Origin of the sequence: Nocardia abscessus (genome assembly GCF_015477775.1) — a bacterium.
Classification (GTDB): domain Bacteria; phylum Actinomycetota; class Actinomycetes; order Mycobacteriales; family Mycobacteriaceae; genus Nocardia; species Nocardia abscessus_A.
Genome location: NZ_JADLQO010000001.1, coordinates 979,710 through 1,004,288 on the forward strand (window position 1 = coordinate 979,710; position 24,579 = coordinate 1,004,288).

General features: G+C 68.1%; 21 protein-coding genes. 7 read left to right on the plus strand and 14 right to left on the minus strand.

Annotation, left to right across the window (positions count from 1 at the left end; all coding sequences use genetic code 11):
* Positions 1–60 precede the first annotated feature (60 nt).
* A complete protein-coding gene (locus IU450_RS04520) occupies positions 61–558 on the minus strand; it encodes a peptidylprolyl isomerase (protein WP_195148445.1) in 498 nt (165 codons plus the stop codon).
* Between the two features lie 229 nt (positions 559–787).
* Here IU450_RS04520 and IU450_RS04525 point away from each other — a divergent pair, with 229 nt between their 5' ends.
* On the plus strand, positions 788–4,144 hold the full coding sequence (locus IU450_RS04525) for an arabinosyltransferase domain-containing protein (RefSeq protein ID WP_416382835.1): 3,357 nt from the start codon (positions 788–790) through the stop codon (positions 4,142–4,144).
* 214 nt (positions 4,145–4,358) lie between these two features.
* Here the strand turns inward: IU450_RS04525 and IU450_RS04530 are convergent, their stop codons facing one another.
* On the minus strand, positions 4,359–4,517 hold the full coding sequence (locus IU450_RS04530) for a hypothetical protein (RefSeq protein ID WP_168434190.1): 159 nt from the start codon (positions 4,515–4,517) through the stop codon (positions 4,359–4,361).
* Between the two features lie 86 nt (positions 4,518–4,603).
* Complete coding sequence (locus tag IU450_RS04535) at positions 4,604–5,005, minus strand: winged helix-turn-helix transcriptional regulator (protein ID WP_043684905.1); 402 nt, start codon at positions 5,003–5,005, stop codon at positions 4,604–4,606.
* 98 nt (positions 5,006–5,103) lie between these two features.
* On the opposite strand from IU450_RS04535, the gene IU450_RS04540 reads away from it, so the two are divergent.
* On the plus strand, positions 5,104–6,027 hold the full coding sequence (locus IU450_RS04540; protein WP_195148447.1) for an NADP-dependent oxidoreductase: 924 nt from the start codon (positions 5,104–5,106) through the stop codon (positions 6,025–6,027).
* A gap of 20 nt (positions 6,028–6,047) precedes the next feature.
* Here the strand turns inward: IU450_RS04540 and IU450_RS04545 are convergent, their stop codons facing one another.
* From IU450_RS04545 to IU450_RS04565, 5 genes are all read right to left on the minus strand, one after another.
* Positions 6,048–9,395 (minus strand): arabinosyltransferase domain-containing protein, encoded by a 3,348-nt coding sequence (locus tag IU450_RS04545; protein ID WP_195148448.1) that lies wholly within the window; start codon positions 9,393–9,395, stop codon positions 6,048–6,050.
* A gap of 11 nt (positions 9,396–9,406) precedes the next feature.
* On the minus strand, positions 9,407–11,218 hold the full coding sequence (locus IU450_RS04550; RefSeq protein ID WP_416382842.1) for a glycosyl transferase: 1,812 nt from the start codon (positions 11,216–11,218) through the stop codon (positions 9,407–9,409).
* Positions 11,219–11,433: 215 nt separating this feature from the next.
* On the minus strand, positions 11,434–13,491 hold the full coding sequence (locus IU450_RS04555; RefSeq protein WP_195148450.1) for a galactan 5-O-arabinofuranosyltransferase: 2,058 nt from the start codon (positions 13,489–13,491) through the stop codon (positions 11,434–11,436).
* A gap of 111 nt (positions 13,492–13,602) precedes the next feature.
* A complete protein-coding gene (locus tag IU450_RS04560) occupies positions 13,603–14,364 on the minus strand; it encodes a decaprenylphospho-beta-D-erythro-pentofuranosid-2-ulose 2-reductase (RefSeq protein WP_195148451.1) in 762 nt (253 codons plus the stop codon).
* Positions 14,361–15,782, minus strand: coding sequence for an FAD-binding oxidoreductase (locus IU450_RS04565; RefSeq protein WP_195148694.1), 1,422 nt, complete (start codon positions 15,780–15,782; stop codon positions 14,361–14,363). Before IU450_RS04565 ends, IU450_RS04560 begins: the two co-directional genes overlap by 4 nt.
* 267 nt (positions 15,783–16,049) lie before the next feature.
* Between IU450_RS04565 and IU450_RS39505 the strand changes: the two genes are divergently transcribed.
* Positions 16,050–16,487, plus strand: a complete 438-nt coding sequence (locus IU450_RS39505) for a GtrA family protein (RefSeq protein WP_324197525.1) — start codon at positions 16,050–16,052, stop codon at positions 16,485–16,487.
* 123 nt (positions 16,488–16,610) lie between these two features.
* Here the strand turns inward: IU450_RS39505 and IU450_RS04575 are convergent, their stop codons facing one another.
* Together IU450_RS04575 and IU450_RS04580 are read right to left on the minus strand one after the other, a co-directional pair.
* Positions 16,611–17,015: a hypothetical protein gene (locus IU450_RS04575; protein ID WP_228833941.1), complete on the minus strand. Its 405-nt coding sequence runs from the start codon at positions 17,013–17,015 to the stop codon at positions 16,611–16,613.
* A gap of 80 nt (positions 17,016–17,095) precedes the next feature.
* Positions 17,096–17,815 (minus strand): SDR family oxidoreductase, encoded by a 720-nt coding sequence (locus IU450_RS04580; RefSeq protein WP_195148452.1) that lies wholly within the window; start codon positions 17,813–17,815, stop codon positions 17,096–17,098.
* A gap of 94 nt (positions 17,816–17,909) precedes the next feature.
* On the opposite strand from IU450_RS04580, the gene IU450_RS04585 reads away from it, so the two are divergent.
* Positions 17,910–18,764 (plus strand): helix-turn-helix transcriptional regulator, encoded by an 855-nt coding sequence (locus IU450_RS04585; RefSeq protein WP_195148453.1) that lies wholly within the window; start codon positions 17,910–17,912, stop codon positions 18,762–18,764.
* On the opposite strand, the gene IU450_RS04590 is transcribed toward IU450_RS04585, so the two are convergent.
* Entirely contained in the window at positions 18,677–20,230 is a 1,554-nt protein-coding gene (locus tag IU450_RS04590) for an FAD/NAD(P)-binding protein (RefSeq protein WP_195148454.1), read from the minus strand. The two genes, IU450_RS04585 and IU450_RS04590, sit on opposite strands and share 88 nt — an antisense overlap.
* Before the next feature lie 265 nt (positions 20,231–20,495).
* Here IU450_RS04590 and IU450_RS04595 point away from each other — a divergent pair, with 265 nt between their 5' ends.
* Complete coding sequence (locus IU450_RS04595; RefSeq protein WP_195148455.1) at positions 20,496–21,623, plus strand: helix-turn-helix domain-containing protein; 1,128 nt, start codon at positions 20,496–20,498, stop codon at positions 21,621–21,623.
* A gap of 76 nt (positions 21,624–21,699) precedes the next feature.
* On the opposite strand, the gene IU450_RS04600 is transcribed toward IU450_RS04595, so the two are convergent.
* Together IU450_RS04600 and IU450_RS04605 are read right to left on the minus strand one after the other, a co-directional pair.
* The gene (locus IU450_RS04600) at positions 21,700–21,906 is read right to left on the minus strand and encodes a DUF397 domain-containing protein (RefSeq protein ID WP_195148456.1); all 207 of its coding nucleotides are present in this window, start codon (positions 21,904–21,906) and stop codon (positions 21,700–21,702) included.
* On the minus strand, positions 21,903–22,793 hold the full coding sequence (locus tag IU450_RS04605; protein WP_195148457.1) for a helix-turn-helix domain-containing protein: 891 nt from the start codon (positions 22,791–22,793) through the stop codon (positions 21,903–21,905). Before IU450_RS04605 ends, IU450_RS04600 begins: the two co-directional genes overlap by 4 nt.
* Before the next feature lie 294 nt (positions 22,794–23,087).
* Here IU450_RS04605 and IU450_RS04610 point away from each other — a divergent pair, with 294 nt between their 5' ends.
* Both IU450_RS04610 and IU450_RS04615 read left to right on the plus strand, forming a co-directional pair.
* A complete protein-coding gene (locus IU450_RS04610) occupies positions 23,088–23,618 on the plus strand; it encodes a DNA-directed RNA polymerase subunit beta (RefSeq protein WP_228833942.1) in 531 nt (176 codons plus the stop codon).
* Positions 23,615–23,833, plus strand: coding sequence for a hypothetical protein (locus IU450_RS04615; protein ID WP_195148458.1), 219 nt, complete (start codon positions 23,615–23,617; stop codon positions 23,831–23,833). The genes IU450_RS04610 and IU450_RS04615 overlap by 4 nt, the downstream gene beginning before the upstream one ends.
* 35 nt (positions 23,834–23,868) lie before the next feature.
* Here IU450_RS04615 and IU450_RS04620 read toward each other — a convergent pair whose 3' ends face one another.
* Entirely contained in the window at positions 23,869–24,501 is a 633-nt protein-coding gene (locus IU450_RS04620; protein WP_195148459.1) for a pyridoxamine 5'-phosphate oxidase family protein, read from the minus strand.
* Between the last annotated feature and the right edge of the window lie 78 nt (positions 24,502–24,579).

Here is a 24,579-nt window from a genome sequence, read left to right on the forward strand (position 1 = left end):
GAGCACGATCGGGCCGTACCCCTCGAGGCGCGGCCCGATTCGCGTCGCCGGTACGAAAGATCAGCTGACGGTGGCGGATTCGATGACGACGTCGTCGACCGGCACGTCCTGGTGCATGCCTGCCGATGACGTGGCGACACCGGCGATCTTGTCGACCACGTCGGTGCCCTCGGTCACCGCGCCGAACACGGCGTAGCCCCAGCCCGCCGCGTTGGGCGCGGAGTGGTTGAGGAAATCGTTGTCGGAGACGTTGATGAAGAACTGCGCGGTGGCCGAGTGCGGGTCGTTGGTGCGGGCCATCGCGACGGTGTATTTGGCGTTCTTCAGACCGTTGTCGGCTTCGTTCTGGATCGGGGCGTTGGTGCCCTTCTGGCGCAGGCCGGGCTCGAACCCGCCGCCCTGGATCATGAAGCCGGGAATGACGCGGTGGAAGATCGTGCCGTTGTAGTGGCCCGCGTTCACGTAGTCCACGAAATTGCGCACCGTGTTCGGAGCTTTCTGATCATCCAGTTCGAGGACGATCGGTCCGTAGTTCGTCGAGAGATTCACCTTGGTCATAAGCCCCACCTTTCCATCCCTCCGTAAACCGGTGCGTCATACGGGTCCTTTTTTCAGGTGCGCGGGGTCGGATACGGACAACTGATTTCGTATGCACACAGGCAACTCGCTGGAAACGCCCAGAACACGAGCGGCGGCCGACGCAGGACCGGTCCGGAAATCCCGCGATGCCCGACTAGCACGGCCTTAAGACCCGGAGATGCGGGGGAGCCAGATAGCATTGCGAACCGTGCCCGACGCCGCTACCGCTGTTCTTACGAAACCCCCCGCCGCCCCGGTGGTGACCAGGAACGATTTCCGCACCGCCCGGCTCATCGCATTGGTCGCCGGGTTGCTCGGCGCGCTGTTCGCACTGGCGACGCCGTTCTTGCCGGTCACGCAGACGACGGCGGTGCTGAACTGGCCGCAGGGCGGGACGCTCGGCAACGTTCAGGCCCCGCTGATGTCGCAGGTCCCGATCGACCTGAAGGCGACTATTCCGTGCGAGACGATCGCCCAGCTGCCCGAGCGGGGCGGCATGCTGCTGGCTACCGCGCCGCCGCAGGGCGACCGGGCCGCGCTGGAGGCGATGTTCGTGCGGGTGTCGGAGACCTCGGTGGACGTGGTGGACCGCAACGCGGTCGTCGTGTCGGCCGACCGCAGCCGCATGGGCGAGTGCGCCGCGCTGAGCATCAGCTCCGACAGCGAGCGCACCTACGCCGTCTTCACCGGGCTCACCAAGCAGGTGGAGCGGCCGGTCGAGGGTGGGGCGCCCGGGGCGACCGAACTGGCCACCGTACCGGTGGAGGGGCAGCTGGGCGGCGATCTGCGGCCCCAGGTAGTCGGGGTGTTCTCCGACCTCAAGGGCGCGGCGCCCGCCGGGTTGGCGTTCGACATGACCGTGGACACCCGCTTCTCGTCCAGCCCGACCGCGATCAAGCTGGTCGCGATGATCGCGGCGGTGCTGTGCACGCTGATCGCGCTGGCGGCGCTGGCCCGGCTCGACGGCAGTGACGGGCGCGGGCACCGCCGGTTCCTGCCGGCGAACTGGCTGAAGCCGACCTGGGCGGACGGCGCGGTGGCCGGCACGCTGCTGCTGTGGCATTTCGCGGGCGCGAACACCTCCGACGACGGTTACATCCTCAGCATGGTGCGGGTCGCCCCGCACGCGGGCTACATGGCCAACTACTTCCGCTGGTACGGCGTGCCGGAGGCCCCGTTCGGCTGGTACTACTACGTGATCCAGGTCTTCTCCGAGATCTCCACCGCCAGCCCCTGGGTGCGGTTGCCCGCGCTGGCTTGCGCGATCCTCTGCTGGCTGGTGATCAGTCGCGAGGTCGTGCCTCGCCTCGGCCGGGGCGTGCGCACCAGCAAGGTGGCGCTGTGGACCGGCGGACTGGTGTTCCTGGCGTTCTGGCTGCCGTTCGACAACGGTCTGCGCTCCGAGCCGATCGTCGCGCTCGGCGCCCTGCTGACCTGGGTGTCGATCGAGCGGGCCATCGCGACCGGTCGCCTGCTGCCCGCCGCGGTGGCCATCCTGGTGGCGGCGTTCACCCTGGCGGCCGCGCCGACGGGCCTGATGTGCGTGGCGGCGTTGCTGGCAGGCATCCGTCCACTGGTGCGCATCGTGGTGCGCAAGCATCGGCAGTTCGCGGCGCTGGGCGCCGGGCGGTGGGGTTCGACGTTGCCGCTGCTCGCCCCGATCGCCGCGGCCGGTGTGCTCGTGCTGACGGTGGTCTACAGCGACCAGACCTTCGCGGGCATCCAGGAGGCCAACCGGGTGCGCCAGGTGACCGGGCCGAACCTGGCCTGGTACGAGGACTACCTGCGCTACTACTACCTGTTCGTGGAGACCGTCGACGGCTCGCTGTCGCGCCGTTTCGCCTTCCTGGTGATGCTGCTGTGCCTGTTCACCACCATGCTGGTGCTGTTGCGGCGCAGGCAGGTGCCCGGCATCGCGAGCGGGCCGACCTGGCGGCTGATGGGCGTGGTGTTCGGGACGATCTTCTTCATGATGTTCAACCCGACCAAGTGGACCCACCACTTCGGCGCGTACGCGGGCATCGCGGGTTCGCTGGCGGCGGTCACCGCGGTCGCGGTCTCGGCCAGCGCGCTGCGGGCCCGCAAGAACCGGGCGATCTTCCTGGCCGGGTTGCTGTTCGTGCTCGCGGTCGCGTTCTCCGGGATCAACGGCTACTGGTACGTGTCCAGCTTCGGTGTTCCGTGGTTCGACAAGCGGATCTCGCTGCAGGGCTACCAGTCGAACACCGTCATGCTCATGCTGTTCGGCCTGGCGCTGGCACTGGTCGGCTGGTACGCGCTGCGTGAGGACTACACCAAACCGCAGCCGTCCGCGAAGACGGCGCGCGGCAGGCGGATCCGCCGGTTCGCCGCGATCCCGCTCACCGTGGTCGCCGCGCTGATGGTCGCGCTCGAGGTGCTCTCGCTGGTCAAGGGCGCCGTCTCGCAGTACCCGGCCTATTCGCTGGCCCGGTCGAACATCGACGCCCTCGGCGGCAGCACCTGCGGCCTGGCCAACGACGTGCTGGTGGAGCCGGACCCGAACGGCGGCAGGCTGGAGCCGATCATCGATCCGGCGCGTCCGCTGACCGATCCGCTCGCGGGCGTCGATTCGGTCGGATTCGACCCGAACGGCGTGCCCAACGATCTGTCCGCCGACAGCGTCGAGGTGAAGCCGGGCACCGGCAACACCTCCACCCAGTCGGTCGGCGCGGCGTTCGCGGAAGGCCAGAGCGCGGGCACCGGCGGTGGTCAGGGCGCGCTCGGCGTCAACGGCTCCACCGTCGCGCTGCCGTTCGGCCTCGACCCGGCGTCCACGCCGATCCTCGGCAGCTACCAGAACGGTATGCAGCAGCCCGCGAACGTCACCTCGAGCTGGTACCAGCTGCCCGCCCGTTCGGCGGACAAGCCGCTGGTGGTGATCTCGGCCGCCGGTCGCATCCTCTCCTTCGACGACACCGGCGCGATGAAGTACGGCCAGTCGCTCACCGTGGACTACGGCAAGCACCTGCCCGACGGCACCGTGCAGAAGCTCGGCACCTACCTGCCGCGCGACATCGGCCCCTTCCCGTCCTGGCGCAACCTGCGGGTGCCGCTGGACGAGATCGCCCCCGACGCCGACGCGGTGCGCATCGTCGCCAACGACCCGATCCTGATCGGGGACCAGTGGCTGGCGTTCACGCCGCCGCGGATGCCGAAGTTGCAGACGCTCAACAGCCTGCTCGGCTCCCAGCAGCCGATCCTGCTGGACTGGGCGGTGGGCCTGCAGTTCCCGTGCCAGCGTCCGTTCGACCACGAGAACGGCGTGGCCGAGGTGCCCGGCTACCGCATCCTGCCGGACCGTCCGCTGGCGATCAGTTCGACGAACACCTGGCAGGCCGAGGAATTCGGCGGTCCGCTCGGCTTCGCCCAGATGCTGGCCAAGTCGACCACGGTGCCCACTTACCTGAAGCACGACTGGGCACGCGACTGGGGCTCCCTGGAGCGCTACGACCAGTACGACCGCAACGCGGTCCCGGCGAAGCTGGACACCGGCACCACTACGCGCTCCGGCCTCTGGTCGCCTGGCAACCTGCGGGTGTTCTGATCCCACCGGGTGAGCCCGGACAGCGCAGGGCCGTCGCGTCGAACCAACGATGCGACGGCCCTTTGCGTCTCCCTCGACCGACGGCGGACGTGCCGATACCCGTCGACGTCACTTTCGGCGAGCCGACCAGGGAGGGCACCGAACACAGGGCCGCCGCGCAGGGAAAATCCTGCGCGGCGGCCCTGCCGTTCGTTTACCGGTGCGGAACCGGGGCTCAGACCTTCAACCGAAGGCCGAGCTCGCGCCGGAGCACCTCTTGCGAAGGGAGGCGGCCGAGCACGCGCAGCACCGCAGGCCGCAGCTCCCGTTGTTCCTCTTCGCTGAGCAGTCCGACAAGATCGCGCAGATCCATTTCATCGAATGCCGTTGTCATGGAAATCAGATTAAGGCCAGCGGGCCGATTCGTCCTGCGATGCTTCGCCACAGGTGGGAGCATATTTTTCAGACCGGACAACCGGTTTACTGCCCGGTGCTGTCGTAGCGCTCCCGCGCGGCGATCACGTCGTCCATGCGCGTTTCCGCCCAGGCTTTGACGGCGCTCATGACCGGTTGCAGGCTGTGCCCGAGCGGGGTGAGTTCGTAGTCGACTCGCACCGGCACTTCCGCGGTGATCCGCCGCTCCACCAAGCCGTCGCGTTCCAAGCCGCGCAGCGTCTGGGTGAGCATCTTGGGGCTCACGCCCGCGATGACCCGATTCAGCTCGGCGTAGCGCAGTGGGCCGTCGGCGAGCGCGGCCAGCACGAGGCTCACCCACTTGTCGCTGATCCGGTCCAGCAGCTGTCGCGTCGGGCACTCGGCGATGTACGCGTCGTACCGCTGTTTGGCCAGGTCGCGGCGCTGCGCCGCGGTGGTGGTCGCCATCGAAGTACCTCGCTACCTCTAACGCACTTTCGGGTAACTACTACCCGAGGGATAGTACGCCTCCTAGGTTGGGCGATGTCTTGGAGGAAGGAAATCTCATGCGTGCAGTAGTGGTACGTCGCCCCGGTCTGGTGGAGATCCTGGAAGTGCCGACCCCGCAGCCGGGGCCGGGCACGATCCGTATCGCGGTCGCGGCGGCGACGGTGAATCCGGTGGATCTGATGGTGCGCGCGGGTGTCGGCGGCACGCCGTTCGCCGCGCCGCGTGATCAGTGGGGCGTCGGCTGGGACGTCGCGGGGACGGTGGACGCGATCGGCGCGGGCGTCACCGAATTCACCATCGGGCAGGCCGTGATCGGCATCAGCGACCGGCTCGACGTCTCGCTCGGCGCCCAGGCCGACTTCGTGGTCCTGGAGGCCGGAAACGTCGCGCCCGCCCCGGTTTCGGTCTCGCCGGTGCAGGCGGCCACCATTCCGCTCAACGGTCTCACCGCCGTCCAGGCGCTCGACGCGCTCGATCTCGCGTCCACCGACACGCTGCTGGTCACCGGCGCGGCAGGCGCCGTCGGCGGCTTCGCCGTCGAACTGGCCGCGGCGCGCGGGCTACGGGTGATCGCCTCCGCCTCGCCCGCCGACGAGGACGCGGTGCGTGCGCTCGGCGCCACCGATTTCGTCCCGCGCCACGCGCCGCTCCCGGATGCCGTACGCGCCTTGTTCCCCGGCGGCGTGGACGCCGCCCTGGACGCCGCCGCACTCGGCCCCGCGACGCTCGCCGCGGTGCGCGGCGGCGGGCATTTCGTTTCCATCAGCGTCCCGAACACCCCGATCCCGCTGCGCGGCACCGACGTACGCACGGTTCTGGTCCGCGCCGACCGCGCCCAGCTCGACGAGTTGGTCGCGCGGGTCGACGCGGGCGCACTCACCCTCCGCGTGGCCGAGACCTTGCCGTTGACCTCCGTGGCCGTTGCGCAGAAACAGCTGGCGGCCGGTGGCGTACGCGGCCGGTTGGTGCTGGTGCCCTGACGCGGAAGGCCGTCGCTCTGTCAGCGGATGCGGATCGGGTCGTCGGTGGCGAGGCCGCCGGTGGTCTCGACGGTTACGCCGATAGTGGCCGGGGTGACGTTCGGGGCGTACGGGGTGAATTTTTCGAGGGAGCCCCAGTCACGTGCCCAGTCGTGGCCGAGGTAGCTGGGGACGGTCTGGGATTTCAACAGCAGGCCGGTCCAGCCGAGGGGGCCGCCGCCGATGTCGTCCTGCCATGCGTTGGAGGCGTCGGAGCCGACCCGGTCGGGCAGGATGCGCCACCGCGGGATCTCCGCGACGCCGTCCTTGTGGTCGAACGGACGCTGGCACGGGAACGCCAGGCCGACGTGCCAGTCGAGCAGTACCGGATCCTTCGACCCGACCAGGGAGTTCAGCGTCGTCAGCTTGGGCAGCCGGGGCGGGGTCACGGCCAGCCACTGCTTGGGCGTGATGTCGTTGTCGATCGCGACCAGCCGCACCGCGTTCACTTCCCCGGGCAGTCGATCCAGCGGCACCCGCAGGTTGCGCCAGGACGGCGCGGGGCCGATGTCCAGCGGATCGATCGAGCCGAGCGTGCTGACCTCGCCGTCCGCGCCCCGGACGCCGTACTCCAGGTGCAGTTCCTGCCCGTAGGTGAGCACACCGTCGGCGTCGATCGAGCGGATCCGGCCCGCCGCGGTGATCGCGAGCACCTGGTAGGCGGGGTCGTGGCGCATGCTGTCGGTCAGATCGAGGCGGTACCACTGGGTGGTCAGCTTCGCCTGCTGCTGTTCGCCCTCCTGGTAGCTGCCGAGCACCGGGGTCTTCGCCGGGTCCAAGCCGAACGGCAGCGCGACCGTGCTGCCGTTGATGCCCGCCTGCTCGGTGGTGCCGCCTCCGGTGCCCGCGCCGGTGGTCTTGGTGGTCTTGTTCTCGGAGTCCTTGTCCACCGAGTTCGCGCCGCCGGTGACCGTCTCCTCGGCGTCGGCGGTGAGGTCGCCCGCTACCCCGTTCGGGGTGAAACCCTTGTTCTGCGCGGCCGATCCGTCCGCGGGCGATCCGGTGAAGGGTTGCAGCAGCGAATCGGCGGTATCGGTCTCCACCAGCACCTCGTTCGCCAGCGCGCACGAATCCCCGCGGATCGATTCCACGTTCGACTTGGTGATCGAGTAGGCGGGGTACTGCGTGGCTGCGGCCTTGGCCAGCGAGGCCACCTCGAAGATCACCAGCAGGGCGGCGGCGACGGTGAGCGGCGCCGAGGCCCATCGGTCGAAACGCCGTGGCGCGCCGCGGCTCTCGCGCCGGTACGGCTCGCGGTAGTGCTGCCAGATGGCGATCAGCAACGCGACGCCGCTGAGTCCGAGGAACAGCGTGGACAGCCCCTTGCCCGCCAGCAGCGGAGCTTTGTCCCACCACGGGACACCGTAGCTGGACACGTACCACCACCCGTTGGAGCCGGTGAAGGTCACGGCGAGCAGGAAAAGCACCGCGGCGGCGAACAGCGCGCGGTTGCGCGGTGAGCGAATGCCGGTGGTGCCCACCGCGACCGCCGCCAGCGCGGCCAGCGATCCGGCCAGTCCGGCGTACACGCCGAAGTGGTGGGTCCATTTGGTGGGGGTGAACATCATCAGGAACAGCGACGCGAACACGATGCCGAGAATGCGCACCGAAGGGCCGCGCGAGGTGCCGGGAATCCGCCCCTTGCGCAGCACTTGCAGCACGCAGACCAGCAGGCACAGCAGCATCACCAGCACGCCGAACCGCCGCGCCAATGAACCGTCGGGCGAGAGCATGAGCAGCGAATCCCAGCGGGTGCGCTCGTCGAACCACGCGACGTTCGGGCCGACGATCGTGCGGACCCGGGTGGCTTCCAGCACCGTCGCCAGCGTCTGGTCGGCGAAGATCACCACGAGCACCAGCGTGCCCGCGGCCAAGCCGGGCGCGAGCAGCGCGGCGAACCGGAACGCCGCGGCGGCCCGGGACGGCTTGCGCACGTCCGTGGGGGCGTTCACCGCGGCCGCGGCTTCGGCGGAGCCCGCGGCGGCCGCGTCCGCGTCGGGCCCGGTGCGGGCCGGGACGACCCCGCGGGCCCGTTTGACGATGATCAGCAGCACCGGTCGCGAACCGGCGATCAGCGCCGCGATGCAGATCAGGCCGGTGGGGCCTGCCGCGAGCGAGAACGCGGCGATCAGGACGGCCACCGCGGCGGGCAGCAGCCGTCCGGTCGCGACGGCGCGTTCGATCGAGCACCAGGTGAGCAACGCGCCCGCCGCGATCAGCGGCTCGGGACGCAGACCGTTGTCGTAGGGCAGCCAGAACGCGAGGAACACCAGCCCCGCCGTCCACAGCGCCACCTTGTTGCGCCGCACCCGGGCGCCCAGGCGCGGCAGCACTTCCCGGCTGATCACCAGCCAGCAGACGATGCCGGCCAGGAGGGTGGGCAGCCGCATCCACAGGCTGGCGTCGGAGACCCGGGCCATCCAGGCCAGCACCTCGTAGGACCAGCCGAACGGGGCCTCGGGCACCGCGAACCAGCGGTAGTAGTTCGCCATGTAGCCCGCGTGCTCGGAGGCCCGCGCCATGTTCAGGATGTAACCGTCGTCGGAGGTGTTCGCCCCGATGACGTGCCACAGCGCCAGAATGCCCAGCACCACGCCGTCGGCGGGGGTGACCCGCCACCAGTGGGCGGGCAGGAAGCGCCGCGGTTTACGCCCGTCGGTGGTGTCCAGCAGATGCAGTGCGACCAGTGCGATCAGCGTGAACACGGCGGCGGCGATCATGGCGGCCAGCTTCAGCGGCGTCGGCGTCGAGGAGAAACGCGAGTCGATGTCCGCGTGCACCTGCGCCCCGGCGAGCCGGCCCGCGTCCAGATCGGTGAAGACGCCCACCATCTGCGGCCTGATGTCCCGGCCGACCGTGGACCGGAACGGCGTGCCGTCCTGCCTGGTCACCCCGGTCAGTTCAGCGGTCGTCGCGGCGGCGTCCGACTCGACGCGGATCGTCGCGCAGGACCCGACCTCGTTCAGCGGCGCCGACAGCAGCGGGATGTCCCGCAGCACCACCGAGAGGACTCCGTCGCCGACCGAGACCACCAGCCCCTTGGTCGCCGCTTGGCCGGAGGACACCGGAGCGGTGGACAGCAGTGTGCCCGTCGCGCCGAGTTCTCCCACCAGCGAGCAGGGCAGCGTCGCGCGCAACCGCAGCGGCTCGTAGGACACCAGCGGCGCCGCGACGCTCGCGGGGCCGGGCTGGGGCCAGTCCAGGGTCGCCCGGTCCTGTCGCACCGGCAACAGCGGGGTCAGCAACGCCAGCAGGAATCCGAGAAGCCCGGAGAGGAGGGCGATCAAGCGGATACGGGTGAACGCTCGAGTAGATCGGTCCGGTCGCACGGTGGTTGATGCTAGCTACCGCCCGGTGTGATGCCGACTGCCCCCGACGACCGCAGCGTATGAACGTCCCACAGCCAGACGTCCTCGACCCGGGTGGGCGCGAAGCCGAGCAGTTGGGTGACGGTTTCCCGGAGCGCCTCGCCGTTCTTCGTCGCGGGCAGCACCAGCACGTCGGCCTGCCAGAACCGCAGGTCCGTCAGCGCGCGGGTGCGCACGTCGGCGTCGATCGGGGGGACCACCCCGGTGTCCTGCGCCTGCACCAGCAGTGTGGTGGTCGGGCGGGCCTCGGGGCCGTAGATCCCCTTCTTGGTCGTACCGGTCGGGCCGACGAAGTAACCACCGGCCAGTGGGAAGGAGAAACCGGCGTCGGCCTGCCAGCGCAGCGCTCGCGCGTCGGGCGGCCGTGGCGGCGGCACCATGACCACCGAGCCGTCGCCGACATAGCCGCGGACGGTGCCGTCGGCGAAGAAATCCGGTGTCGGCGCCCGCTCCACCACGGGGAGGATGGTCGGGGTCAGCGGCAGCAGCGCGCAGATGACCGCGGCGAACCAAGCGAGCGGCTTCCAGTCCACCGCCGACTGCGTCCAGCTGGTCACCGCCCGCTCGGTGGCCAGCGCGAGCACCACCGCGATGGCCGGGATCGCGGCCATGCTGAGCCTGCTCTCCAGCACGGTGTTCAGCAGCGGCACCTGTTCGGCCCAGCGCCACGGCAGTTCGATGCCGGTCGGCCGCTTGCCGATCGTGGCGACCGCGCCCAGCGAAAGCACGCCGAAGACGGCGATCACCACGCCCGCGGCCCGCACGACGCGGTCGCGCCACAGCAGTCCCACCGTGAAGACCACCAGGAACAGCAGCGGCCAGCCGAAGTAGGCGTTCTGCTCGGTCGGGTTGATCGCCACGTTCTCGCCGGGCGCGAATACCCCGCCCAGCGATTCGGAGGGGAACTGCACCAGCGCTCGCAGGTCGTTGCCCATCGGCCCGTGGTCGATCGAGCGATAGCTCTGTGGTCCGAAGAACTGCCACCACAGCGGAATCTCGGTGAGCGCCAGCGTGATCACCGCGGCCAGCAGCACGGTCGGGGCGAGCGCCCGTGTCACGCGCAGTGCGACGCCCGGAACATGCAGGTAGTAGACGAGCGCGAACAGTCCGAACGCGAGGGCGAAGATCAACAGCGGCTCCTCGCCGAGCGCGATCTGCAGGGCGACCAGCAGGCCGAGTGTGACGGCATCGCGCACCCGTCCGCGCGGCCGATCCGGTTCCGCCCCGGCGGCTCGCCGCGCCATCCCGATCAGCTGGCCCGCGATGATCGGAAGCAGAAGCAACACGACGAAATTCGGGTGTGCGTTGGCGTGCGAGATCATCCCGGGCGCGAAACCGCAGAACAGGCCGCCGATCACCGCCGCGACCCGGGAACGGACGAGCGTACGGGCGAACAGGAGATACCAGGCGAAGGCGGTACCGGCCAGCCCGAGGGTGAGTACCAGCACGAATGTGACGGTGGGACCGAACAGCAGGGTGACCGGCGTCAGCGGCACGCCGACGCCGAACATGGCCGTATTGGCCATCATGTTCACTCCGGCCGGGAAGTTCTGCAGATCGGTGCCGAGCGGATTCCGCAGCGTGGCCACCGAATGCGCGGTGACCGCGAAGAACCACTCCCACATCGTTTGGTCCTGACCGCTCTTGATCAGGTATCCGCTGCCGGTATTACGCCACTGGCCCGAGAGCACCGCCGCGGCCAGCGCCAGGTAACCCATGCCGACGAGCAGATCGGCGCCACCGATCCGGAAGATCCGGCGCGTGCGCGCGGGGCTGCTGAGCACTCCGGCCGCTGTCGTCTCCCTCGCCGCGACTGCGACCGCCGCCGATTCCGCTTGTTCACCGGTATCGACGTCCTGTGGCCATGCCACCTGCGCATCACTCCTCGCCAGCGCTGAATCAGCCGCCTTCCGTACCAACCACGCTGTGCGCGGACCGACAAACGGAAGGGTTATCCATTCGGCGCGAGTTCAATCACCCGTGTTTCGGGCGAGATCGCTCAGCGGTGCACGGTGACGAGCGTGAACGGCCCGATGTCGGTGGTGGTGAAACGTGGGTCGGCGAACAGCTCCTTGGGGAAACTCACCGTGTAGCGCTCGACGTTCGGGTCGTTCGGGTAGACGTCTTTGGCCAGCCGCAGCGTGTAGGCGTCGCCGCTGCGCCGGAACAGGAACGCGTCCGGCGCGCGCCACGGGCTCGCCGCCAGCGCGTCGAGCAGCTCCTGCGGCGTCTTCAGTTCGCTCCAGCGCTCGATGGTCGCCGCACGGCCCGCGAAATCGGCGAGCGGGTTGGCGTAGTGCGAGGTGAGGGCCTGGAAGCCGAGGTAGGGATAGAAGGAGAGGAAGCTGGTGTCGGCGGTGAGCACCACCGTGTCCGAACGGGGGCGTCCGATCTGTGCGATGAGCGCCGCGTCCACCTTGGCATAGGACGACACCGCCGAGGCAGCCCGCTGGTCGGCCCGATGTCCGTCGCCGTCGGTGTCGGTGTAAGCGGTGGTGATCTCCGAAGACAGGATGTGCGTGATGTTCTGGGTGAAGGCCAACGCGCCGACCGTCGCGACGACGATCGCGACGAGCCGGAACCGGGCGGGCTCGTTCAACGCCTGGTAGATCGCCCGCGCGCCCTCCACGAACCCGAACGCGCCCGCCACCGACAGCAGCACCAGCAGCACCGGCTCCAGGCGGAACGACAGCAGCGTGGTGCCCGCGGCGGTCGCCGCCATGGACAGCAGCGTCCACAGGTAGATCGCCGCCACGCCGATCCCCAGCGCCTGCGCCCGTCGCGACGACGCGGCGCGCAGCACCAGCCAGATCGTGCCGATCAGGCACAGCGCACCCAGCAGGGAGAAGTGGAACATCGGCAGCGGCAGCTCCGCTCCCGCTTCCGGTAGGTAGTGCAGAGCGGTTCCGGAACTCGCCGTGGTGCTGCGCAGCGCCTTCGCCAGGTACGGCCCCCACACGATGAGCGCGATCAGACCGGAAAGCGCTCCGATCACCACCAGCCGCGTGAGCGGCGCAACCGCGGCGCGCCAGGCGGGACGGCCGGTGTCCACGGCCGCACGGGTACGGCGCGGATGGTTCGTTCGGCGCTGTCGACGAACCGCGAGCACGGCCGACAGCAGACCCATCAACGCCACCGCGAAGGCGGCCACCAGGAAGTAGAGGGTGTAGAAGGTGGCTGCCCAGCCGAGGAACAGTCCGGTGCCGACGACCGCGCCCCAGCCGCCCGCAGTGCGGTCGGCCGACCCGGATCGCACGTCCTCCAGAGGCCGGTACAGCGCGCCCCAGGCGAGCACGAGCGCGGGCGGAAGCAGTAGCACGATGACGGCGCTGTACGCCTCGGGCGCGGCGTAGGCCAGCGTGACCGCCGTGCTCGCCGCCGTGACGCCGACGGCCCAGTCCGCGCGGATCAGCTTCGACCACAGCACCAGCGCGACGACCGCGGCTACCGCGAGGAAGCCGATCGCGTACGGCTTGAACACTTCCCAGCCGTCCATGCCGAGCAGGTTCGCCACCCGCCCGCCGATCCAGAACCAGCCCGCGGGGTAGAACGACGGCAGATCCGCGTACGTCATGTCGCGCAGCGCGGCGGAATCGGTGAGCCGGGTGAGGAATTCGGTGCGGAACTCCTGATCCACCGAGACGCCGAACAGGTACAGCTTCGTCGCCGCCAGCGGCATGCCGAGGGTGAACGTGACGAACGTCGAAAGACCGGCCCAGGACAGCGGTTTCGCCAGCCAGGGCGACTTGCGCAGCCGCAGCAGCGCGATGGCGACCGCGAGCAGCGCCGCCGCACCGACCTGCCCCACCGTGGTCAGCGCGCGCGTCACGTTGGAGGAGTTGAAGGCGGGCCACTGCACCATGGAGAACGCGACGAGCCCGACGGCGGCCACCACCGCGGCCACGAGGGCGGCGAGCGCGGCCTCTCCGACCCCGGAGGCGATCTGCCGCACCACGAGCGCCTTGCGTCCCGGCGCCGGGGCCGGATCGACGGGACGCGGCGGCGCTTCGCCGGTCGCGGTCACCGTGCTCAACGGACCGCTCCGCGCACGTCGCATGGGGTTACTCGCATGGCGCCTCCGGGTTCACAGGATCCACTCCGTCAGACGATAGGTGCCCGCGCGATCACCGATCACGCGGGCACGGGGTCCGAGCTCGTTCGCCGAAGGTCAGATCGGCAGTCTGCGGAAGATCGAGCGCGGGATGTGCCGCAGGACCATCATCACGAAGCGGAAGGCTCCCGGCGCCCAGACCAGTTCCTTCCCCTTCTGCGACGCCGACACCGCCAGCACCGCGATGTCTTCCTTGTCGACGGTGAGCGGAGCCTCTTTGACGTGCGCGGAGAACCTGGTCCGCACCATGCCGGGCCGGATCACCAGCACACGGGGCCCGTGCGGGCGCAGCGCTTCGCCGAGTCCGAGGTAGAAGCCGTCCAGGCCGGCCTTTGTCGACCCGTAGACGAAGTTCGAGCGGCGCACCCGTTCACCGGCGACGGAGGACAGGGCGATGATCCGCCCGAAGCCCTGCGCCTTCATCTTCTCGCCGACCAGCACGCCGACCGACACCGCCGCGGTGTAGTTGACCTGGGCGACCAGCACCGCCTTGCGCTGGTTCTGCCACAACTCCTCAGCGTCGCCGTCGAGCGCGAAGGCGACGATGGCGACGTCCACGTCGCCGGAGTCCCACGCCGCGTCGATCACCTTGGCGTGGCCGTCGGTGTCGAGTGCGTCGAAGTCGATGACGTCGACCTCGCTCGCGCCCGCGGCCTTCATCTGGGCGACCGCGTCCTCACGCAGCGGATCACCGGGCAGCGCCGCGAGGGTGATGCGCGCGGGGCCCTTCTTCAGGTACTCCGCGCAGATTGCCAAGCCGATCTCCGAGGTGCCACCCAGCAGCAGAATCGACTGCGGGTTGCCAACGGCATTGATCACTGCAGCTCCAGCCTTCTCGCCATATCGGACATGAAAACACCGGTGGGATCGACGCTGCGGCGGACCTTGATCCACTCGTCGATCCGGGGATACATCCGGTGGAACGTCTCGGCGGTGGTCCGCGAATCCTTCGCGGTGTACAGCCGCCCGCCGAACTCGAGCACCCGCCGGTCCAGTTCGCCAACGAGTTCGTTGAGGCCCGGCTTGATCGGGAAGTCGACGCAGATGTTCCAGCCGGGCATCGGGAAGCTCAGCGGGGCCTGGTTGCCCGGGCCGAACAGCTTGAACACGTTCAGCGCGGAGTAGTGCCCGGACGCCTGGATGTCGACGATGATCCGCTTGAACTCCTCGACCGCCTCGGTCGGCACCACGAACTGGTACTGCAGGAAGCCGTTGGAGCCGTAGCCGCGGTTCCATTCCGCGATCATGTCCAGCGGGTGATAGAACTGCGTCAGGTTCTGCACCTTGCCGGTGTAGTTGCCGCCCATCCGGTAGTACGCCTCGCCGATGGACATCAGCGTCAGCTTGTTCATCGTCCAGTTCGGGAAGATGTCCGGGACGGTCATCAGCTGCGGCGCGTCGAACTTCAGCGGCTTGCTGCGCAGCCGCTTGGGCAGCTCGTCGAGTTTCGCGAGCCTGCCCCGGGTGATGGTGGCCCTGCCCAGCTTGGGCAGCGGGCTGATCACGTCGAACCAGGCGCTCGAGTAGGTGTAGTTCGACTCGCTGCCGTCGCTGTGCGCGGCGATGGTCTCCTCGAGGGTCGTGGTCTTCACGCCGTCGTTGAGGAAGTAGGCGGTCTCCGTCGGCACCATCTCGATGGTGGCGCGCAGGATGATGCCGGTGAGTCCGTTGCCGCCGACGGTCGCCCAGAACAGCTTGGTGTTGCGCTTCGGTGTGATGTGCTGCACCTGCCCGTCGGCGGTGAGCAGATCGATCGAGCGCACGTGGTTGCCGAAGCTGCCTTCGCTGTGATGGTTCTTGCCGTGGATGTCGGAGGCGATCGCGCCGCCGATGGTCACCTGGCGGGTGCCGGGGAGCACCGGCACCCAGAGGCCGAACGGTAGCGCGGCCTTCATGAGCTGGTCCAGGCTGACGCCGCCGTCCACGTCCACGATCCGGGTGTCGCGATCGATGCGGTGGATGTTGTTCAGCGCGGTCATATCGATGACCAGGCCGCCTGCGTTCTGCGCGTGGTCGCCGTAGGAGCGGCCGAGGCCGCGTGCGATCACGCCGCGCCGCAGGTGGGCGGGCTTGCCGTCGTTGTCCTCGGCGACCATGGCGACTGCCTTGGCGATCAGTTCGGGATCGCTGGTCGAGAGCACTTCGGAAGAGGTAGGCGCGGTGCGACCCCACCCGGTCAACGTGCGGGTGCGCGTCGGAAGAGTGAACGCGGTACCCGCGGCCGGGTCGTCATTCATGACGCCGGCGCCGTTCCCGGTTGTCTTGGTGGCGGTCGGAGCTTTCGTGGACATCGGCATAGAGGCTACAGGTATGACGCCAGATGGGGACGGGGTCGCTCTACCCCTGAGTAGTGACGTACGCGTCGTTTGAGACCGAATCCGCCGCTCGCCCCGGTCGGCGCTACGCTCGTCGGCGTGCCAGCCGAACCCCACTTGCCGCTTCCGACCGAGTTGCCACTGGTCGACGAGCCCGCCGGCGCGAGCGACGGGCCCGAAGGAGGCAGCGTGCGTAACCACGCAGGGTCCCGGGAGCGCCGAATCGAACCCAGCACCGAGGTCGACCTCAAGACGCAGATCATCCGGTTCACCCTCACCGGCGGGTTCTCGGCCGTGGTCGACTACGGGCTCTACAGCCTGCTGCTCAACCTGGTCGGCCTCCCGGTCGGCGTCGCCAAGTCGATCGGCTTCGTGGCGGGCACCACGACGGCCTACCTGATCAATCGCCGCTGGACCTTCCAGGCCCCGCCCAGCCGCGTCCGCTTCTTCGCGGTGGTCGCGCTCTACGCGGTGACCTTCGCGGTGCAGGTCGGCATCAACAACCTGCTCTACTTCGCCCTCCCCGGCGAGTGGTGGCGGCAGCCGCTGGCCTTCGTCGTCGCCCAGGGCACCGCGACGGTCATCAATTTCGTCGTCCAGCGCTTGGTGATCTTCAAGATCCGCTGAGCGATGAGCCGAACGGGAGGCCCCGGACCATGTGGTCTGGGCCTCCCGCTTTGCTGCTCGGATCGCGGCGTTCTGGCCTGAGGGTTGGGAGTAGTCGTGGGAGAGGTCGGGACGGCCCGTTCCTCAGCGCCCAGCCGGCTGTACCCAGCGCCGTAGGGCGTCGATGGTGGTCTCCGGTGAGGTGTTGAAACACAAGCGTATTCCGGGCGCGATCTCGGTGACCACGTTCACGAGACGTTCGAACAGCAGGGTGTGCTCGGCCGCCATGCGTACGCCCGCGCCGATCATGGCGACACCGAACGACCCGCCCGCAGCGCATTCGCGCAGTTTCGTCTCTGCCGCATCGGGATCCGCGGGCACCTGGCAGGACACGATGTCGAATCCGGCCGCACGGAGCGCGGCCTCGCCCGCCTCGATGCGCGCGGTGAGGGTCGCTTCATCGATAGCCGGATAGCGGCTGTAGTCGACGGCGCTGGGATGCAGTCCGATCGACAGCACGGTCGTGCTGCTGGAATTCCGTCGTTCCACTGAATGATCCTCCGGTCTCACCATGAATACGAACAGTGCCACGCACAGGCCCAGCAGCGCGACGACCATCCCCGCCGCCCTCACCACGAGGTGGTGCCATTCCTGTCGAAGAACCCGCCGGTGGGTCCGTCGGGACCTACGGAAGCCAGCTCGATGATCGCGTCGGTGCCCTCGGTGACGGTCTGGAAACCGGTATGGCCGTTGAGGTCGGTGGCCGTGAAACCGGGATCCACCGCATTGACACGGATGTCGTCCAGGGCGAGGGCATACATGGTTGTGAGCATGTTCAGGGCGGCTTTGGTCGTCGGGTAGCCCAGCGCGAGCGGTAGCTGGCCCTGCCACTTCGGGTCGGTGACGGTCGCGATCGAACCCATGCCGCTGGAGACCATGACGATGCGTGGGTGGTCGGACGCGCGCAGCAGCGGCAGAAAGGCGTGAATCACCCGGATCGGGCCGAAGACATTGGTTTCGAACGCCCCGCGCACCACGTCGACGCGCGTATCGGCCGGATGAGTACGCGGGCCGCCGATAGCGGCATTGTTGATCAGCACGTCGAGGCGGCCTGCATAAGCCTTCACGGCGTCGGCCGCCGCGGCCACGGATTCGTCCGACGTCACGTCCAGTTGGACGAAGCGGGTCCGCAAACCCTCCTCGGCCAGCTCGACCACCGCCCTGGTGCCGCGCGTGGTGTCGCGGGCGGCGAGGAACACCTCCCAGCCCGATCCGGCCAGTCGGCGTACGGTTTCCCGTCCGAGTCCTTTGTTCGCTCCGGTCACCAGGGCGATCGTCGTTGTCGTCATCCTCGTAGCCTCGCGCCGGTCACCCGCCGACTCCAGGGCCTACGAGTCATGGGACGGCCGGTACCACCCCGGACCGCCGGTCCTACGGCAGGATATGAAGGTGGACAGAGTCGAATTGGCCATGGTGCTGCGCACCGCGCGCTCGCGCATCCAACCCGCCGCCGCGGGGCTGCCTGCTGGATCCCGCAGACAGGTTCCCGGGCTGCGGCGCGAGGAAGTCGCTCAGCTGGCCGGGCTCAGCGTCGACTACATCATCCGGCTCGAGCAAGGGCGCGGCCCCAAACCCTCCGATCAGGTGCTGGACGCCCTGTCCAGGGCGCTGCGATTGACCGACTCCGACCGCGATCTGATCTTCCGGCTCGCCGGATCCGATCCTCCGCAGGCCGGGCGCATTCCGCTGCTCATCCGGCCCAGCGTCATGCGCCTACTGGACCGCATGGCGGATCTGCCCGCCCTGGTGCTGTCCGCCAAATCCGATGTGCTGGCCTGGAATCCGCTGGCGGCGGCGCTGTTCGGTGACTTCTCCGAGCGGCCACCGGTCCAGCGCAACATCATGTGGCAGCGCTTCCTCGGCGCAGGGCTCGACCGGCTGGTCATGACGCCGGAGGAGGAAGCGGCCAATGCCGTCGACTGCGTCGGCTGTCTGCGCACGGTACAGGCCAAGTACCCGAAGGATCCCGGCCTCGCTCAGCTGATCGACGAACTCCGATTCGGCAGTGCGCGATTCGATGAGCTGTGGCGGGCTGGACGTTCCGGACGGCTGCGTAGCCTCACCACAACCCTCGCACACCCAGACCTGGGCACCCTCACCCTCGACTGCGACGCCCTGCTGGTGGCCGAGGCAGATCAGAACGTCGTCGTCTACTCGGCCGCCCCAGGCACTCCCACGGCCTCGGCCCTCGAACTGCTCCGTGTCACCGGCCTCGAACGATTCGAGCCGACCGGCTGATGTGCCGTGGCCGCCCTCGCGGCGAGATAGGTGGCAACCGAGGCTGATTCCGCGGCCAAGTGGGTCGGGTTGGTCGCGATGAACAGTGAGTCGGCGGCCAGATTGCCGACCACGTGCCAGGTGGGGTCCGGGTGTCCGTCGACGAGAAGGCGACGGGTGCCGGGCTGAGCCCGTAGGCCTCCGGTCGGTGCGAGTTCCGCCGTGCCGGCCGCGAGCAGCGACTCCAGCAAAGGCTCGGTTGCCTGAGGTGTCGTGTAGGCAGGCGGATTGACCGCGTTGACGACGATATCGGCGGTCCACACCGTCTCGTCGGTGATCTGGAAACCGCCTCCGTCACCGGCTTCGATCGCGGTGACGCCACGATGCAAGCGCAGCTGCCCCGAGTTCAGCAAGTCGAGGACGATAGTGGCATTGTGCGGAACCATAGGTGAGGTCAGGCTGTTGATCGTGCGGAAGTATTCGGCGCGCAGCATCTGCTGGTGTCGGACCGGGAGCGCGGGCCACAGAATGGGCCCCACCATCCGGGTCACCATGACCAACAACCGGCGGCCGAGCTCTGGGGAGTCGATCTCGGCGATTTGGCGCTTCAATCGGGTGGCGGGCTCGTCGGCTCCGGTGTCCAGAATCTCCGCCGCGAACCTGTCGAAGTCTTCGCCCAGGTCGTCGAGTTCGGCGCGCATGAGCGCGACCACATCATCGAGGCCCGCGCCCGCTGCCGCGAGGCGCATCGCGTTGGGCGGGACGAGGTGACGCGGCGCCAACGGCGCGGGACGCTGCATCACAAAGGGAAGGACACCGCTTCGAGACAGGAAGCTGATCGGGCCGATGTGGCCGTTCGCCTTCAGCGATGCCGCGATATCCACCGCCGTGAGACCGCTGCCGATCACCGCGACATGCGCATCCCGGTGCACGTGAGTCAGGGTGTCCGCCAGCGGATACGGCTCGACGAAGAACCCGGCGGTTCCGGTGAGTCCGTAATGGTCGCGAGGGCTGCCGCTACCGACGCAGAGAACGGCATGGTCCACGTGGTAGCGACCGCCGCTGCCGGTGACCAGAACATTCGAGTCGCCGCCCACGAATCCTGTGACCGGCTCGTTCACTACCTCGATCCGCCAACCTTCACCGCGCAGTCGTGCGATCGCTGTCCGGGCAGTCTCTTCGAGGTAATCGCCGTACACCCTGCGGGGGACGATGGGCACGCCCAATCCCTCATCGTGGAATGCGCTCCAGTCACCGTGGTCCCGCAGCCAACGTTCGAAGTGTCCCGCGTCATCGAGGCGCATCGACATCCGTGCGGGTGGGGCGTTCACGCGCACCGCATCGAGGTCCGGCTGGTACGGGCGGCCCCGCCATGAGGCGGGCGAGCCATCGAAGACCGTGATGTCGCCGGGCGGTGGGTCCAGTCGGGCGAGTGCGTCGAGCAGGCCCACACCTGCGACGCCTGCTCCGACGATGCCGATCTTCATGGTTTCTCCATCCTGTGGTCGGTTCGCGGAAGGTGGGGCCCAGGACCCCAGCGAACTCTGCGCTGTATCTGCGCAGCCAGCGTCGCTCGGCGAGTTCACGAGTGGAATCCCGCGATTGCGGGGACATGGTCGACACGTAGGGCGTATGCGGGCCGGACGACGGTGGTGGTGAGAGTGTGGCGAGACCGGCCTTCCCGAAACTGCGGGAAGCGATCCCTCGATTGCGGGATGGTCGGCCTCCCCAGGCGAGACCAGAATGGTCGATATGAGCGCGTCCGGCCATACGATCGAGGCCCTGTTCACCAGCATCGATCGGGCGTCCGACGCACATGCGCTGTTCGCCGTCGCGTCCACCCGGTTGCGCGAGATATCTCCGTTCGACGCTGCGGTCTGGGTGGCGACCGACCCGCTCAACGGCTTGACGACCGCACCGGTGCGGGTGGAGAACCTGCCCGAGGGAGGATGCGGGGACTACTGGGAAACCGAGCTCTCAGCCGAACATGTGAACACGTTCCGCGACCTGGCACGCGCTTCGGTGCCCGTGGCGGGGCTGCGCGAGGCAACCGGGGACCGCCCTGCATCGAGCTCCCTGTACCGAAAATTCATGTGTCCACGCGGTTTCGATGATGAGCTGCGGGCAGTTCTGCGGGTCGACGGCCAACGATGGGGACACCTCAGCCTGTTTCGCGAGCGAGGGCGACATCCGTTCCGCGACGAAGACATCGCGCTTGTCCACGCGATCTCCGTTCCGATGGCGCGGCGACTCCGGAGCTTCGCGCGGCCGGTAGCCGGCGCTCCCCGCGATCTGGCCGCGACTCCCGGCATGCTGCTGTTCGACACAGCAGGCTCGCTCGTATCGATCAACGACGAGGCACGCCATCTACTCGCCGAAATGCCTGTCGGCCCCGCCCTTCCGACTGAGCAGGGGATCGCCCTGCCCCTACCGACCTGGGTCCTCACCACCGCGGGCCACACTCGGATGACCGGAGAGAACGCACGTATTCGCGTCCGGACGAGAACCGGACGCTGGTTGGTGTGTCACGCGTCCAGCCTGCGGGACAGCGCTGACGCAGCGGCCATGACCGCACTCGTTCTCGCACCGGCCAGACCCACGGACGTGGCATCGCTGATCGTGGCGGCCTACGCCCTGACCGATCGAGAAGTGGATGTCACCGAACTGATCGCCCGAGGTCTGTCCACCGCGCAGATCGCCGCGCAACTGTTTCTGTCGGCACACACCGTCCGCGACCACGTGAAAGCCATTTTCGAGAAGGTCGGCGTCACCAGCCGCGGCGAACTCGTCGCCAAACTCTTCACCGACCATTACGAACCCACCGCCGCCCGAAACACACTGCGCATCATGGACGGCGATATGGACCAGCGACTCATCTGATGCGGGCCCAGCGAAAGCACGCAGAACGGCCCGGCCTGACCTTTCGAATCAGACCGGGCCGTGTTGATCGGCGTGGCTAGGAGTGGTTGAATTCGCCGTCCGTCACGCCTGCGGTGAAGGCGTCCCATTCGCTGGGGGTGAACACCAGTGCGGGGCCGGTCGGATTCTTCGAGTCGCGGACACCGACCATGCCCCCGTCGAGATGTGCAACCTCAACGCAGTCACCGCTTGGTTGGCTGCGGGTGCTCTTGAACCAATTCGCCCCGGACAAGTCCCTGGTCACGCGGCATACTCCTCTGCAATATTCTGCACCAAAACTCTGGTGTCATCCTCGCTCAACGCTACCTGGAGGAGGTTCGCCACTGTCGCCCTGTGGCGCTCGATCACACTATCCTCTTCCAGGAACAACGCTCCCGTGAAGCCTTCTACGAACACGACAGGTGGCTCGTTCATTCGACTGACGTGCAGGGGTGGGAAGTCGAACAGAGTGAACGACTGGACTATCAGTCCAAGGTGGCCTCCGGCATCGAAGGGAATCATGCGAACAGACACGTTCGGTAGGCTCCCGATTTCGGCGAGGTGGCGCGATTGCTCGCCCATTACGTCCCGGCCGCCGACTTGGTGACGGAGCACCGATTCCGACAGCAGCACTTCCACTGAAAAGTCGGGATCTTCGACGAGCCTGCGCTGTCGCCGCGCGGCCAGTTCGAGTCTTCGCTCCACGTCGACAGCTGACATTGCTGGGTCGGCTGTCTTGACGAGCCATCTGCGATACGCGGGCGTTTGCAGCAAGCCAGGCAGCAAAGTCAGGTGGAAGCTCGTCATCCGGCGGCATGCTTGCTCGAGGCTCATGAAGTGATCGAAATGCGGATTCACCACATCGGCGTATGCGCGCCACCAGCCGCTTGACGGGTCGCCCTTGGCGGCCTTGACCTCCTGAAGAAGGCCGAGCAGTTCCGTACGGGCGGCTTCGTCGGCCTCGTAGAAGTCCAGCAGATCACGGAATTGTGCAGTGCTGATCCTTGCCGGCCGACCGTCCTCGACTCTGCCGATCGTCTGCTTGGAGACCTCGATCGCCAGCCCTGCTGCGAGCTGGCTTTTTCCGGCGCTGTTGCGTAGCTCGCGCAGCAGTCGCCCGAGTGCCCGCCGCGGGAGCGTGGAACCTGTCATTCCTTAGCCTCGCTATCTGGTTTGGCTCGTACTGGACCGAGTTCTGGTGGGCCGCAACACGATGGTTCGCGCCACTATGGAACGGCCCGTATTGGCCGCCCAGTGTAATTGATGAGATGTCCGCAATGGACCGTCCATATCGACAAACCTGTTGTGTACTGAACATGCGCCCGGCGGCCAGAGTTGATGTGTCAACGCGTTTTTCGGCTCTCGCACCCCGGCCGTTCCCGACGCCAACCGGTCGGGGCCGGGCGCACTCCACACGACTTTCGATGTGAGTAGGGGGCTTTCGAGATGGACCATGAACCGTTCGAGGACACTCCGGTGTCGCGGTGCCAGTTCTACCGGCGGGCATGCGGTTTGCCCGCTGTCATCGACCCGCCTGAACTGGGGCGGATCGTCGTGCACGCGGGCAGCGTCTGGGGTATCACGATGCCTGCTCGGCTGGGGCAGGTCGTGCGGGCTCATCTGCACGGTCAGGGGAATTCGGCCGGACCGATCGTCGGCCATCCGCGTTCGGGCCGATGGACGTTCTTGATCCGGCCCGATCTCGGCGAGGCCGACGATATGCGCCTGTTCGCCGAGTTGTTCCGGCTGGATGTGTCCGTCGCTCGCGCGGGGGCGGCTATCGCGCTGCCGTCGCCCACCGCGTCGGCCGGGGCGATTCGGCAGTGGATCGAGCCGCCCGCCAACTGCTTTCGCCCATCCGGGGCGGCTGTCGTGCAGGCAATTCGGGCGTGGGCCGATCAGATGACGTATCGCGGCCCGCGACCGGTGACGCGAAGCGCTGACCTGCCGTTCGGGATCGCCGAGGTACGCCGGTGATGGTCGCGAGCGTCATCGCCGGATGCGCCGTTTTGTGGGTCATGGCGAACTTCTTCGTCGCCATGGCGGTGCTGGAGCGCGCCGGTTGCGAAAGCGTGTGCCGCGCGCGTCCTGCCGTTACCTCTGCCGAGGTGGCGGGGACCGTGACCTGGATGCAGGCGCGAACGTTGCCGACCACCTGCCCGCTGGTGGTCGAGCGTCGGGTGTCGGCGTGAGCTGATGTTGGGCGCGCTCGGCCGCGTACCGACCTTCAGGGACCGCTGACCAGTGTGTCGGCCAGCTCGTTCTTCTGCGCCTTCGCTCCGAAGTAGTCGCCGCCCTTGGCGCGCGTGTTGTCGGTGCCCCACTCGCGTTGTTCGCGCGGGGCGGGCACCAGATGCGGAATGTGTTTCCGGCAGTGGATGTACGCCTCTTCCACGTCGACCACTACCCAGTGTTCGGCGACGCGGCCCTTGTGGTTGACGGGAAGGTCGGTTACGACGCTGCGGAGGACGGGATCGGGGACGAGGTGTGCCGAACCGTTGATGTGCAGCCCGATGAGGTCGCGCACGAAATCGATGAGCAGAATCCCGACGTGCGGGTTCTCCAGGATATTGCCGAGGCTGGCCATCACGCCGTTGCCACGATATTCCGGGTAGGCGATCCTGCGTTCGTCGATGACGTGTAGGAAACCGGGAACCCCGGCTCGGAAACTCGAGTCGCATTCGCCGTGTTTGTCCGCCGTGGCGATGAACGCCATATCCATCCGTCCGATGAATTCGATCATCGTCGGGTTGAGCCGATCGAGCACTTGATCGTCGTAGAAGCGCTGGGCTCGATCCTGTGTTCCATACCGTTCCTGCAGCTCACGCTCGCCGTCGCTGCCGTTGCGTGTACCGGGCATTGCCGCCCCTTCTGGTCGCCGGAATCCGGGGTCCACCAGGCTCGACGTTGAACCGCGGTCGTACCGAGATCGCGACAA

Coding starts and splice junctions, on each gene's coding strand:
- IU450_RS04520 (WP_195148445.1), bottom strand. CDS start 558: ATGACCAAGGTGAATCTCTCGACGAACTACGGACCGATCGTCCTCGAA.
- IU450_RS04530 (WP_168434190.1), bottom strand. CDS start 4,517: ATGACAACGGCATTCGATGAAATGGATCTGCGCGATCTTGTCGGACTG.
- IU450_RS04535 (WP_043684905.1), bottom strand. CDS start 5,005: ATGGCGACCACCACCGCGGCGCAGCGCCGCGACCTGGCCAAACAGCGG.
- IU450_RS04540 (WP_195148447.1), top strand. CDS start 5,104: ATGCGTGCAGTAGTGGTACGTCGCCCCGGTCTGGTGGAGATCCTGGAA.
- IU450_RS04555 (WP_195148450.1), bottom strand. CDS start 13,491: ATGCGACGTGCGCGGAGCGGTCCGTTGAGCACGGTGACCGCGACCGGC.
- IU450_RS04565 (WP_195148694.1), bottom strand. CDS start 15,782: ATGAATGACGACCCGGCCGCGGGTACCGCGTTCACTCTTCCGACGCGC.
- IU450_RS04580 (WP_195148452.1), bottom strand. CDS start 17,815: ATGACGACAACGACGATCGCCCTGGTGACCGGAGCGAACAAAGGACTC.
- IU450_RS04585 (WP_195148453.1), top strand. CDS start 17,910: ATGAAGGTGGACAGAGTCGAATTGGCCATGGTGCTGCGCACCGCGCGC.
- IU450_RS04590 (WP_195148454.1), bottom strand. CDS start 20,230: ATGAAGATCGGCATCGTCGGAGCAGGCGTCGCAGGTGTGGGCCTGCTC.
- IU450_RS04595 (WP_195148455.1), top strand. CDS start 20,496: ATGAGCGCGTCCGGCCATACGATCGAGGCCCTGTTCACCAGCATCGAT.
- IU450_RS04605 (WP_195148457.1), bottom strand. CDS start 22,793: ATGACAGGTTCCACGCTCCCGCGGCGGGCACTCGGGCGACTGCTGCGC.
- IU450_RS04610 (WP_228833942.1), top strand. CDS start 23,088: ATGGACCATGAACCGTTCGAGGACACTCCGGTGTCGCGGTGCCAGTTC.
- IU450_RS04620 (WP_195148459.1), bottom strand. CDS start 24,501: ATGCCCGGTACACGCAACGGCAGCGACGGCGAGCGTGAGCTGCAGGAA.